This window comes from Haloquadratum walsbyi J07HQW2, from assembly GCF_000415985.1.
In the GTDB taxonomy this organism is placed as follows: domain Archaea; phylum Halobacteriota; class Halobacteria; order Halobacteriales; family Haloferacaceae; genus Haloquadratum; species Haloquadratum walsbyi_B.
Genome location: NZ_KE356561.1, coordinates 1,201,082 through 1,212,927, shown reverse-complemented (window position 1 = coordinate 1,212,927; position 11,846 = coordinate 1,201,082). Strand labels below are relative to the sequence as shown.

General features: G+C 47.2%; 12 protein-coding genes and 1 pseudogene. 5 read left to right on the top strand and 8 right to left on the bottom strand.

The features are described from left to right. Positions 1-185: 185 nt before the first annotated feature. Genes J07HQW2_RS17905 through J07HQW2_RS05475 form a run of 3 tightly spaced genes read left to right on the top strand, consistent with a single transcriptional unit; the run spans position 186 to position 2,028 of the window. A complete protein-coding gene (locus J07HQW2_RS17905; protein ID WP_021054417.1) occupies positions 186-533 on the top strand; it encodes a hypothetical protein in 348 nt (115 codons plus the stop codon). 23 nt (positions 534-556) lie between these two features. Beyond that, positions 557-1,513 carry a hypothetical protein gene (locus J07HQW2_RS05480; RefSeq protein ID WP_021054416.1) on the top strand — a complete coding sequence of 319 codons (957 nt, stop codon included), beginning with the start codon at positions 557-559 and terminating at the stop codon, positions 1,511-1,513. Positions 1,514-1,560: 47 nt separating this feature from the next. Beyond that, positions 1,561-2,028: a peroxiredoxin gene (locus tag J07HQW2_RS05475; RefSeq protein WP_021054415.1), complete on the top strand. Its 468-nt coding sequence runs from the start codon at positions 1,561-1,563 to the stop codon at positions 2,026-2,028. A gap of 205 nt (positions 2,029-2,233) precedes the next feature. On the opposite strand, the gene J07HQW2_RS05470 is transcribed toward J07HQW2_RS05475, so the two are convergent. Together J07HQW2_RS05470 and J07HQW2_RS05465 are read right to left on the bottom strand one after the other, a co-directional pair. After that, positions 2,234-4,495, bottom strand: a complete 2,262-nt coding sequence (locus tag J07HQW2_RS05470) for a CDC48 family AAA ATPase (protein WP_021054414.1) — start codon at positions 4,493-4,495, stop codon at positions 2,234-2,236. Beyond that, on the bottom strand, positions 4,492-4,740 hold the full coding sequence (locus J07HQW2_RS05465) for a DUF7127 family protein (RefSeq protein WP_021054413.1): 249 nt from the start codon (positions 4,738-4,740) through the stop codon (positions 4,492-4,494). The genes J07HQW2_RS05470 and J07HQW2_RS05465 overlap by 4 nt, the downstream gene beginning before the upstream one ends. A 420-nt stretch (positions 4,741-5,160) precedes the next feature. On the opposite strand from J07HQW2_RS05465, the pseudogene J07HQW2_RS19930 reads away from it, so the two are divergent. Then, positions 5,161-5,325, top strand: a pseudogene (locus tag J07HQW2_RS19930) (DUF5822 domain-containing protein); the annotation flags it as partial. A 316-nt stretch (positions 5,326-5,641) separates the two neighbouring features. Further along, entirely contained in the window at positions 5,642-6,490 is an 849-nt protein-coding gene (locus J07HQW2_RS05455) for an eIF2B alpha/beta/delta subunit family protein (protein WP_021054411.1), read from the top strand. 68 nt (positions 6,491-6,558) lie between these two features. Here the strand turns inward: J07HQW2_RS05455 and J07HQW2_RS05450 are convergent, their stop codons facing one another. The 6 genes from J07HQW2_RS05450 to J07HQW2_RS05430 all read right to left on the bottom strand — a co-directional run bounded on the left by J07HQW2_RS05450 (position 6,559) and on the right by J07HQW2_RS05430 (position 11,766). Next, positions 6,559-7,059 carry a hypothetical protein gene (locus tag J07HQW2_RS05450; RefSeq protein WP_021054410.1) on the bottom strand — a complete coding sequence of 167 codons (501 nt, stop codon included), beginning with the start codon at positions 7,057-7,059 and terminating at the stop codon, positions 6,559-6,561. A 512-nt stretch (positions 7,060-7,571) separates the two neighbouring features. Then, the gene (locus J07HQW2_RS05445) at positions 7,572-8,051 is read right to left on the bottom strand and encodes a GNAT family N-acetyltransferase (RefSeq protein ID WP_048075502.1); all 480 of its coding nucleotides are present in this window, start codon (positions 8,049-8,051) and stop codon (positions 7,572-7,574) included. A 274-nt stretch (positions 8,052-8,325) separates the two neighbouring features. Beyond that, on the bottom strand, positions 8,326-8,472 hold the full coding sequence (locus J07HQW2_RS17895; protein ID WP_303703983.1) for a DUF7557 family protein: 147 nt from the start codon (positions 8,470-8,472) through the stop codon (positions 8,326-8,328). Positions 8,473-8,678: 206 nt separating this feature from the next. Next, a complete protein-coding gene (fba, locus tag J07HQW2_RS05440; RefSeq protein WP_021054405.1) occupies positions 8,679-9,671 on the bottom strand; it encodes a class II fructose-bisphosphate aldolase in 993 nt (330 codons plus the stop codon). 111 nt (positions 9,672-9,782) lie between these two features. Continuing rightward, a complete protein-coding gene (ptsP, locus tag J07HQW2_RS05435) occupies positions 9,783-11,492 on the bottom strand; it encodes a phosphoenolpyruvate--protein phosphotransferase (RefSeq protein ID WP_021054404.1) in 1,710 nt (569 codons plus the stop codon). A 4-nt stretch (positions 11,493-11,496) separates the two neighbouring features. Beyond that, positions 11,497-11,766 carry an HPr family phosphocarrier protein gene (locus tag J07HQW2_RS05430; RefSeq protein WP_021054403.1) on the bottom strand — a complete coding sequence of 90 codons (270 nt, stop codon included), beginning with the start codon at positions 11,764-11,766 and terminating at the stop codon, positions 11,497-11,499. Positions 11,767-11,846: the final 80 nt, after the last annotated feature.

Below are 11,846 nucleotides of genomic sequence, written 5' to 3'. Positions count from 1 at the left end.
CGAACCCACAGTTACATCAATGTACGAATGGAATGATTCTATAGTATAAGCTCTGCTTGCAACTGTGAAGTAAACTATTCACCATAATGATTGGTAGTCTCAGTCAGATATTAGTATAGCTCATCTCCGGCAGTATATTATGAACGCAACCTATTACCCACGATACCTGGATTGAGTCACAACAAATGGATCTAACCGAACTGCAGGATGTTCAACGGACAGAACGACAGATGGATAGCCTGCAACATCTGTCTGATACATTTTATGAAGATGTTGCTGAATATATCGCTGAACGGAAAGCTGAACGGCGACGTCTTGCGGAAGCAACTGATGACCCCTTTGGTGATCCCTCCATCGGACGATTGACTGATGAGATTAAGACTGCTGAGGAGGTCGTTAAAGCGATTTATGAACGCCGGATTGGTAAGGTAGTCAAACTCGCCTCTTTCGATGCAGCCGATATGAAAACCGATACTGGAGGGCTCACGAGTGAAGAACGCGCGCTGTTTGATGATCTTGTTGAGCAATTATAACAAACCGTGAACACGTACTCAGCGTGCTTGGCGGAGAGGGAACAGAGGATTCAGCACACACAGAGACACCGATACCCGAAGATGGAGATACAGCTCAAAAGAATCCAGATCAATCAATACCTACTGAATCAGCTTCATCCACGGAATCCTCAGATACTGAATATAGCGTCTCGGCTGCGTCTCAATCTCAGAACAGTGACCCAAACTCTGAAATCAGCGCTGGTGTGGAAGATACTGCCAATGCTGATTCGACATCAGATTCGCGTGCACAAGACGGATCGAACGCTGATACCGAGACTGAAACTGAAAGGCAACGCTCAGATCCAGCTGATAATTCAACCCCACCAAATCCAGATGATGTTCTTGCCGCTGCAATGGGTGATGGTGGTAATATTGTGAATGCGGTTGACACATCACCGGTGAACACGGATCCTGATAATTCCGATAATGCTCAAGATGATCCGGTGACTGATGGCGATACGGCAGAACCGACACCGACACAACCACAGTCAACTCCGCAAAACCCTATTAAGAGCGATTCAGACGTGGAGACACCGAGTGACACTCTTAATTCTGCATCGACAACTCAGACAGACTCAAATTCCCAGTCTATGCCTGAGCCTGAAACTGTATCCCACTCTCATCATACGGATTCCACCAATACACCTTCTTCGGAGCTTGGAAGCACGGACATCAATCATAATTCAGATGAGATATCCGGGATGCGCACAGATGAAAGTTATAATATCTCGGAAGGAGAGACGGCGACAGAGCCAGGTGCTGAGTTGGAATCAGATATAACACCAGATACCACGTCTGATGATCCAGATCGTGTTATACTTCGTATTACCGCTGATGTTGGTCGTATCCTGGGCGTTGATCAACGTGAATACGACCTTGCAGCAGAAGACATCATCATGCTTCCAGAGACGAACGCTGAGCCGCTTCTCTCTCAAGACGCCGCGGAGCGGCTGGATTGACCAAATAAAACCGTATTGTTGAAGCACTGTCGCGATTGCATATCTGTATGCTCGAAACTGGCTCGTCTGCTCCGGAGTTTTCACTCCCATCGAATGATGGAGCGACAGTCTCATTATCATCGTATCGTGGTCAACATGTTATTGTATATTTCTTTCCTCGCGCTGATACACCGGGATGTACCACTGAGGCATGCGAGTTTCGCGATACAGTTGGTATATTTGAGGAAAACGAAATTGCTGTGATCGGTATTAGTGATGATCCAGTCGCTGATCTAGATATGTTTGCAGGTGAATACGATCTCCCGTTTCCACTACTCTCGGATGACGGGACTGTTGCTAGTGCGTATGATTCATATGGGGAAAAAAATATGTTCGGTAACAGCTTTGACGGCGTATTTCGAAATACGTATGTTATTGATCCGACAGGTACAGTCGCGTTTATGTATGAGGGCGTTTCACCCACCGACCACGTCGAGTCGATTATTGCTGATCTCGGTGCTGCCGGTATTGTCTAATACCGAGATTAATATTATTTTCAGTCGCCACTGAGCCGTGTTTGTCGTCATTACTGGATTAACCATATCAATGAGAGATCAATCATGCACGATTTCTCAGCAAGTGACATGACGTTTGCTTCAGTGACGCTCAACAGAATAGAATAGAATAATATAAAATCAGCGAGTCGAGTAACAGTATATTCCTGAGGGAGTGACTGACTGCTTACTGGAAAGTTCGACCGATACCAGCCTCTGGCTGTCGTTCGACACTACTCGTCTCAAAGCGTTGCTCGATCTGCTCGTATTGTTCGCGTGTCTCCTGAGTGACGCTTGGACCGACCTCATTGAGAGCATCCTCAAAGTGTCCCATGGTCACTCGAATGTTGCTGATTGATTCATCAACCTCCTCAGGTGAGACGCTGTTGATGAATTCTCGACTTGCAGCCATCGATGCCTCACGGCATACTGCTTCGATATCAGCACCAACGTACCCTTCAGTGCGTGCGGCGAGTCGTGAGAGGCTGACGCTGTCTGCCAGTGGCTTCTCCTCAGTGTGCACCTCAAAGATTGCTTCTCGCGCAGTCTCACTTGGAACGGGCACATGTACATGCCGATCCAACCGTCCTGGGCGTAGTAATGCAGAGTCAATAAGATCAGGTCGATTTGTTGTAGCAATCACAACTACATCTTCGAGCGATTCGAGACCATCAAGTTCCGTCAGTAGTTGTGAGACAACTCGTTCTGAAACGCCTGAATCGCCCGTTGATCCTCCTCGTTCAGTCGCGATTGAGTCAATCTCATCAAAGAACACTACTGTTGGGGCATTTTCTCGTGCTTTCTTGAAGATATCGCGGACACCTTTCTCTGATTCGCCAACATATTTGTTCAACAGCTCTGGACCTTTCACCGAGATGAAATTCGATTCAGACTCGTTTGCAACGGCTTTTGCAAGCATCGTCTTGCCTGTTCCAGGCGGACCATACATCAACACGCCCTTAGCTGATTGTATGTCCATCTCATCAAAGACATCTGGATAATCAAGTGGCCATTGAACTGTCTCGCGTAATTGTTCTTTCGTGTCCACAAGACCGCCGACATCACCCCATGTCACATCAGGGACTTCGACGAATACTTCACGAAGGGCAGATGGCTCAATGCCTCGGATCGCCTCCTTGAAGTCTGTCTCAGTCACCGATAATGATTCGAGGATGTCTGCATCAATCTCATCAGCCTCAAGATCAAGTTCTGGGCGGATTCGCCGAAGCGCATTCATTGCAGCTTCTTTGGCGAGACTCTCGATATCTGCACCGACGAACCCATGCGTATTATCGGCGTATCCATCAAGATCAACATTATCCGAGAGTGGCATGTTCCGTGTGTGCACCTGGAGAATCTCTTTTCGACCCTCCCGATCTGGGACGCCAACCTCGATTTCGCGGTCAAATCGACCACCACGGCGCAGTGCCGGATCAAGTGCGTCGACACGATTCGTTGCACCAATGACAACGACTTCACCACGCTCATCGAGACCATCCATCAACGAGAGTAACTGTGCGACGACGCGTCGTTCAACGTCACCACCAGCTTCTTCGCGTTTTGGTGCAATCGAGTCAATCTCATCGACAAAGACAATTGATGGAGCCTCTTCTTCGGCTTCCTCGAATATCTCACGGAGTTGTTCCTCGGACTCTCCGTAATATTTCGACATAATCTCTGGACCAGAGATCGTGTGGAAACTTGCATCAATCTCATTGGCAACCGCTTTGGCGATGAGTGTTTTTCCGGTTCCCGGTGGACCGTGCAACAACACTCCCTTCGGTGGTTCGACCCCAAGCCGTTGGAACAACTCAGGATGACGCATCGGCAGCTCAATCATCTCTCGAACCTGCTCAAGTTCTCTTTCGAGACCACCGATATCCTCGTAGGTAACGGCTGGAGTATTCGACCCGTCACTCCCGTCAGATTGGATGTCTTCAGCTGGTTGCTGGCTGAGTGTTACTTCTGTCGAATCGGTGACAATCACCGTTCCTGACGGCTCTGTCGATGCAATCTTCATCGGGATCGGCTGTGCCGATGAAGACATGAATCCGAATCCGAATGGAACTCGGATGTTCTGTCCTTGCGTTACCGGCTGTCCTGAGAGTTTATCTCGAAGGTGTGCTCCAATGTTCCCACTGATTCGAAGATTCTGTGGGAGTGCAATTGCAACGTGCTTTGCCGGGTTGATATCAGCTTTTTCGACATCAACGCTATCATCAATGCCAACGTCTGCCTGTTGACGTAGTTGTCCATCAATCCGAATAACACCTGTACCCTGGTCATCAGGATAGCCAGGCCATACTCGAGCAATGGCTGTGGCATCTTCGCTCTCGATTCGGATGTAATCGCCGCCCTCGAGATCAAGTTCAGTGGCAACATCACGATCGATTGCGGCTAATCCTCTACCAGCGTCCTTCTGTTTGAGTGGTTTGACAGTGAGCTTCATTGTTCTATTGTAATTGTAGTTATTCCGTTAGCGGTTGTGACCGTCGTCTCACCCTCTGGGAGTTCAAATTCCGTCTCAATCACATTATTGTCTGTCTTCGCAATAATAATTGCTGTTGTTCCGACGATATCAACATCAACGGTGGTCACACTGGGACCTAATTCGACGGCGAGGACCCAACTATCGTCATACTCGTACCGGCGGCTGAATCGTCCGCTCTCGCCGGCGAACTGTTGTGTTTTCATCTTGTTTCCTAACCACAAGTTAGGGAGTATAATATATAAATCTGTCGCACAATAATCGCATTACGGCAGCGGACATGCCAAAATAGTGGTTGTGTTGCGGTTCACAGTTATCGGTCCAAAATCGTACTTCCACGAAGATATTAGTCGTTATAGATCTGAGCTCAAGTCCACTAAATTACAATCGTAAGATTCTATAGCATCTCACACCACATATATCAAAATATCATATAGTCGATGCGAATAATCATGTCCAATAGATAATATATCTATACACAGTCATCCACTGTGCTATTGAGGTTCAACGTATTGTACGGACGGCACCGGCATCAGTTGAATCGATATTACTTTTAATACTGCGACGAATACTACTTTGTGGAACCGGCTGAGATAACGGATCCAGGCAAGGTCAACTACGGATGGATGATGCAAATAACATTTGTCCTGACAATTATTATCGGTGCACCAGTCGTGACTCTACTTTCTCTCGCTGCGACACTTCCAACGTGGGGAGCCCACGTTGAGTTTGCTATTCGAGTTGGTGCTATGATTTGGATCATTACTGCAGTCTCTGTATTCAGTTACGCACACTGGAGTGATACTGACACTAATATTGATATGTATGCCGATGTCGGTCTTGCCGCTGGTGTTGGTATTGATAATGCTGACACAGATGCTGTTTCAACTCCTTCGCTGAATAAGGAGATAAAAGATAATTCCTCACGTATTCAATTGGACGCAGACTAAACCCCAAATTCACACTTACATACTGAGACAGACACATCACAAACGACACAACAGAGTTCAGATACAAGAAGAACAATTACTGAGGAAATATCGTGAGCGAAAATTACACACGCCGTATATTCAGAACGGTTTTGATTATTGTTGGTGAGGCTGATATATGATAGATAATACAATTGAAGAGATTCAAGAAATGCAAACGCATAGTTCCTCAGTCGTTGCTGTCAAAGCGGCTAAAGCACTCACTGATCTTCTTAATCGAGATCATACCACAATTGAGAATTTTGAACGTGATCTTGAACGTAATGTCGGGGCACTCAAACGAGCAAACCCATCTCATGCGTCATTATTCAACGCCATGCAGACGATCAAAATCAACGTAGTTGATCGTAAAGACGACCTTGATGACGCAAAGGAGCTTCTCGAGGAGGTCATCCATCGTGTTGTTGAAGATGTCACTGAGGGAAAATCCCGAGCAGCCGCCAAAGCTGCCCCAACTCTTGAAGCTGATGAGACGGTTCTAACACATGATTACTCATCGACGGTGCTTGAAGCGATCGAGCGTGCAACTGGAACAGAGACGCCGCTAAAAGTGTATGTGACAGAAGCACGACCTCGATATCTCGGTCGAAAGGCTGCTCGTCGGTTTGCTGAACTGGACAATGTAGAACCACATTTGCTTATCGACAGCGCTGCTGGATCGTTTCTATCAGACTGCGACCGGGTTGTTGTCGGGATGGACTGTATTGTCAACGACACGTTATATAATCGTGTTGGGACATTCCCGATTGTCGCAACAGCAGCCGCAGTCGATGTCCCTGTCACCGTTATTGGCTCAGCCGCGAAGGTTGTTGACGGAAGCTTTGTATTTGAAAATGAATACCGATCACCGGCTGAAGTGTCGCTTGAACCACTTGAAAATATTATGATTGAAAACCCCGCATACGACGCAACGCCTGTGTCACTTATCGATCGAGTGATTACAGATAATGGTGTTGAGTCATTCTGATAGCTATTTTCAATATCAATTAGATTTACACGGAGCTATCGAAACGGCCGAAACAGTCGCTTTAGAATTCACTGAAACACCTGCATGATCTTGTTTCGCTCGCTGAATGCTCCCTCAGTTGCACGGTACAGTATTTGTCGTTGCTGTGATCCATCTCTATTGAGCGGTCGTTTACCGGATGCGGCAGTGTCCCGATCGATGTCTGAGTTTGAGCTATCATCTGTATTACTCTTAATATCTATCATATCTCTATTTTCATAGTCAATTCGCTCTACCATACCGCGATTACTGAGAGTTTTGAGTGCCATTGTCGCCTCTTTTTTAGAAACTCCAACATCTGCCGCGACTGCAGGTGGTGTCTGCAGACGCTCACGAACCGCACGCATGATCCGATCCGATTGTTGTACCCGTCTAATTTCCTCAATACTGCTCCAGGTAGTATCAAAATATGGATCAGCCGATTTATTGAACGGTCCATCACGATACGTCCTGTATCCGTCGGCAACAAGCCAAATTCCGCATATAAAAGCGATCGCGGCAAGCCATGGTCGGTTTAAACCACGACCCATCGATGGCAGTGAGGACCATTCCAGTAGCTATCCCGTCAGTTCCCGATGGAATATCATACGGCTTGGCAAGTAACTCAACTCCTCGTCATATAACAATAAAGATGACCGGAACTGCGATTGTGAGAAGTGAACGATTAGTGAAAACCCAGAGTCCGATGATAAAAACAGCGGAATACGTTCCTGCTCAAAAAGCGTCCGAGCCCGCTCATCAACATTCAACCCAAGCATAACTAGACACAATTTATCATGCAGATAAAAATCTCATGTGATAACCAATTATCCTGAAACACTATGATCGTACATGTATCTCATTGATATCTAGATACTCACAGTATGATTCATACATCAGCACACTCCGTTATTGGTGAGTATACTCCGAAAGACAGCAGTACCGATGCGATACATCAGACCATCCCGACGAATGAGCTAATTTAGTGTCAATGGACATCCCAGAAACACTCATTGTCATTATTCAGAGGGTAGATTACACCCACACGCATACGCATAGCCGCTCACGACCGTCGGAGTAAGTCTGCAAACCGATCTCGTATCGAGGGCGTGTCACCAAGCTTAAGATAGTATGCATCACCACCATCTTCATAATAGCCGGTGATTCGTCGGACAATCTCAAAACTAAGATACTCATAAAATGAAAGTGCGGATTCATTCGTCGCACGTGCATGGCATGAAATCGATTCATGATCATCTGCTGCCTCTGCAACTAACCGTTTTCCATGTCCCTCACCACGATAAGAAGGAGCAACAGCAAGAAACAGAATATACCCATCACGCCGGACCGAGGCGAATCCAACAAGATCGTCATCCTCGAAGAGCAGGTGTGTCTTCGAACGACGATACGCGTCGGTAAAGAAGGGTCGTCGCTGTTTAAGTACCCCCTCCTCTGTTCGAATCTGTTCTTTGAGGGTCCACGCTGTTTCAACGCGGTCATCCTCCCCTGGAGGGTCGACCTGCACTTCGACGTTGACGCTCACACACATGGTTAACGGCACGATTAATATAATTCCACCGTCATTCACATCCCCTATTCACGAGAGAAAGTAATGAGATGGCTGTATTTCACTATTATCGCTATTTCTATTACTGCCAGTGTCCGAATCGAAAATACAGAATTATTTAAAAACGACACTCACAGTCTTGTCTCTGACTGAGCGGTCAGGGATGGCGTGATTACGCACTGTATCAATAATATTCTGAATCTCGTGCTTGCCCACGATGGATTCAGACCAAATAAACAGGTACGATAGGCTATCCATCACCACTGTGGAATAATGTCAATTCTTCTGTTTCGTATATATTCAATAGTTCAGTGACAATCGCATTATAATCCTCATCATCTTCCCGGAGTGAATCAAGTCGTGCAATCGTCTCATCATCAACATGTATCTGTGGCATATTCGCATGTATACACTCAATCAGAAAAATATCAAGGGATGGATTGTCTCTACTCATATAGTTACGATTCATTTATTTCATAAGCTGTATGTCGTAGAATACGAATTAATTCAATTTGAATGACCGTAGTCGCGAGTTGAATTGGACTGGACTGGATCGGAGAGGGTTGAATAATCTATTGTTCTTACCGCATATCATGCTCGCGCTCAGGCAAATCGACTATGTCCAGCACTGCCGGATACCTCTGTAAGTTCTGCGTGAACATCTGCAATCCGACCACGAATTTCTCGACCGGCGACTCGTGGGTCAAAAACATCTTTATTTGGTGACCACTCAGTATCGTTGAAAAATGTCTCTCGATTTGCATTAGTATCCTCGGGCGGAACAATTGCTGTTCCATCCTCTCGGTATAAATCGAATGCTGTTCGAGTGTACTCATACTGATACCGGGTATCTTTATTCACCTTACAGATGCCGTGTTGAAGCATTTCCTGAAGTTGCTCCGGTTGGACACCTGATGATCCATGAAGTACGAGTGGTGTATCTAATCCATGATCCCGAAGTGTCTGTCGAATCTCTTGAGCAAGGTCGGGACGAAGTTCTAAGTTCTTGCCTTTCGCAACACCATGTTGGGTACCAACAGAAATAGCAAGTAGGTCGCACCCAGTTCGGTCAACGAACTCGACAGCTTGCTCTGGATCAGTATAGAACGCCTCAGCAGCTTCGATATTATCTTCTACACCCTTGATCTGTCCAAGTTCAGCCTCAATGAGAACATCTGCATCTTTGTCCTGTTTCATTTCAACCACTTCACGACTTCGCGCAACGTTTTCCTCAAACGGCTCATGCGATGCATCGATCATGATTGAGGAGGGAATTCCAAGATCCATCTGCGCCTCGATGAATCCAAGATCTGATTGATGATCCATATTGAGAAATACGCCAATATCATACTGATCAGCAATCGCCTCGATATACGTTCCCATTGTTCGAAGCCCATCAACTGGATCTTCATTTCCAGCAAACGTGCTGGCGCCCCCACTGAGTTGTAATAGTAAATCTGAATCCTTTCGGGCAGCACCCTCAATTAGCCCCATCATAATATTTGGCTCGGCAATATTGGATGCAATAAGCCCAAATCCCTCTGTGAGCGCATCGTCGTAGACGGTTGCAAGTTCACTCCCGCCGTAGAACGGCACTTTTTGTCACCTCATACATCTGTTTTATCGCCTCCATCATAAGCAATGTGGAGCGACATGTCTCAGACATCAGATAGGCGTTTTATATGTCAAATTACAAATATAAACTATCTATTCAGTATTGAGCAACGATGTAATCATATCCTGAGTCGTCGCCTCACGTACGTTCTCAACAAGTGCTTGAGCTTCCGATACACTCGTGGTTTGAACTGCTGTTTTCACACGCGGAATAGAGACAGCACTCATACTTAATTCCGTCAGCCCAATTCCAATGAGTAACTCTGTCATCGATGGGTCACCTGCCATTTCTCCACACATTCCGACCCATGTGTCCGTTCCTTCAGCGGCGCGCACTGTTGCATCAATCGCCCGAATGACAGCTGGTTGCTGATAATCACCAAGCGCCTTCACGCGGTCATTTCCCCGTTCTGCTGCCATTACGTATTGCGCAAGATCATTTGTTCCGATACTGAAAAAATCAATGTGCTCGGTGAGTTCCGGGGCAAGGAATGCGCTTGCGGGTGTTTCAATCATCACACCAAATTCTGGCGTTTCGACCCTCCCACCGGTGTTATCATCGACACTGTCTGTCTCCACTGCATTCGCGACCGTCTCAATCATCGACTGTGCTTTGGTCACTTCTTCGACTGTTGAGACGAGTGGAAGCATCACCGCAAGATCACCACTGTCAGCATCACGCGCGGCACGCAATAATGCACGTAATTGTGTGTTGAAGAGATCCTCATCAGGTCCTAACGATCGCCGGATCCCACGTTCGCCAAGGAATGGATTGTCCTCAGCTGGGAGATCCAGATATTCAATTTGTTTATCACCACCAACGTCCAGCGTACGAACAACAACTCGACCATCGGGAAATGATTCAATTGCAGATCGATACGTTTCGTATTGCTCGGCTTCTGTCGGTGGCTCTGCGCGATCAAGAAACAGGAACTCTGATCGAAATAGTCCAACCCCGTCTGCACCATACTCCGTTGCTGTCTGGACATCATTACTAGTCCCAACATTTGCAGCCACCTCAATTGAGCGTCCATCTATCGTCGACACTGAGTCAGCTTGTATCGTAACGGATTCACCTCCAACGTTTGCTTGTGTCTCTGTGGTGGGATCATTGATGACTGTCCCCGCTATGCCATCGACGACTACCGACGATTCAGCTTCAATTGTGTTGAGTTCTGCACCGACACCAACGACAGCCGGAAGTGCGAGTGATCGCGCAAAGATGGCTGCATGTGAGGTGCGTCCACCGGTGACTGTTGCGAACCCTGCGACTCGGTCTGGATCAAGCTGTGCGGTATCACTCGGTGTAAGTCGCTCTGCGAGAATAACGCTATCTGGTGGGACTGAGCTTAGGTCTGCGCGCTCACCATTAGTTAATATTCGAATTAGACGATCGCGTACGTCACGCAAATCATCCGCCCGTTCTGCCATCTGTCCGCTCATCTCTTCAAACTGTTCAATAAACTTAGCGAATGTCCCAGAGGCAGCATGTTCTGCTGGACATCCTGAGTTGACCGCCGACTCAACACCTGATTCTATCTGTGGGTCCTCAAGAAATTGAATATGTGCATCGAACACCTCTGCTTCTGACTCACCAACTGCCGCCGCGGTCCGCTCGCGTTCGTCCTGTAATTCTGATTTTGCTGTCTGTTTGGCTGTCAAGAAGCGATCCAACTCGGTGTCAGTATCAACTGTCTCTGGGGCTGGCGGATCAGCAAGTTCTGGCTCTGGTGTATACCATACTGCCGTTCCAACAGCTGATACTGGTGAGACACCAACACCACTGAGCCGCTGTTCTTTCATTTGTTCAAAGGTCCTCCTCTTGGGTAGAGAGAATCCGCGTAAGTTCGTCAAGTGCAGCGTCTGCGTCTGGTCCCTCCGCGCGCACTTGCACGTCATCACCGCACGTTACCCCAAGTCCTGTTACTGCGAGCATACTTGCTGCGTTTACCGGCGTATCATCAATATGTCCTACCTGCACCTCCGAATCAAACTCATTTGCTGCTTCAACAAATTTTGAGGCAGGGCGTGCGTGAAGTCCATCTTCAGGCACGACAGTGACAACTTGCTCAGGCATTACTACCACGCTCCCTGTAGTGATCGATAAACTGAATCCTCTGTGTCTGCCCCTCTAACCCCGTGGGAGTGCGTGACCAT

Excerpts from the sequence above, each read along its gene's own strand:
- J07HQW2_RS17905 (WP_021054417.1), top strand. The coding sequence starts at position 186 with ATGGATCTAACCGAACTGCAGGATGTTCAACGGACAGAACGACAGATG.
- J07HQW2_RS05475 (WP_021054415.1), top strand. The coding sequence starts at position 1,561 with ATGCTCGAAACTGGCTCGTCTGCTCCGGAGTTTTCACTCCCATCGAAT.
- J07HQW2_RS05470 (WP_021054414.1), bottom strand. The coding sequence starts at position 4,495 with ATGAAGCTCACTGTCAAACCACTCAAACAGAAGGACGCTGGTAGAGGA.
- J07HQW2_RS05465 (WP_021054413.1), bottom strand. The coding sequence starts at position 4,740 with ATGAAAACACAACAGTTCGCCGGCGAGAGCGGACGATTCAGCCGCCGG.
- J07HQW2_RS05455 (WP_021054411.1), top strand. The coding sequence starts at position 5,642 with ATGATAGATAATACAATTGAAGAGATTCAAGAAATGCAAACGCATAGT.
- J07HQW2_RS05450 (WP_021054410.1), bottom strand. The coding sequence starts at position 7,059 with ATGGGTCGTGGTTTAAACCGACCATGGCTTGCCGCGATCGCTTTTATA.
- J07HQW2_RS17895 (WP_303703983.1), bottom strand. The coding sequence starts at position 8,472 with ATGCCACAGATACATGTTGATGATGAGACGATTGCACGACTTGATTCA.
- ptsP (WP_021054404.1), bottom strand. The coding sequence starts at position 11,492 with ATGAAAGAACAGCGGCTCAGTGGTGTTGGTGTCTCACCAGTATCAGCT.
- J07HQW2_RS05430 (WP_021054403.1), bottom strand. The coding sequence starts at position 11,766 with ATGCCTGAGCAAGTTGTCACTGTCGTGCCTGAAGATGGACTTCACGCA.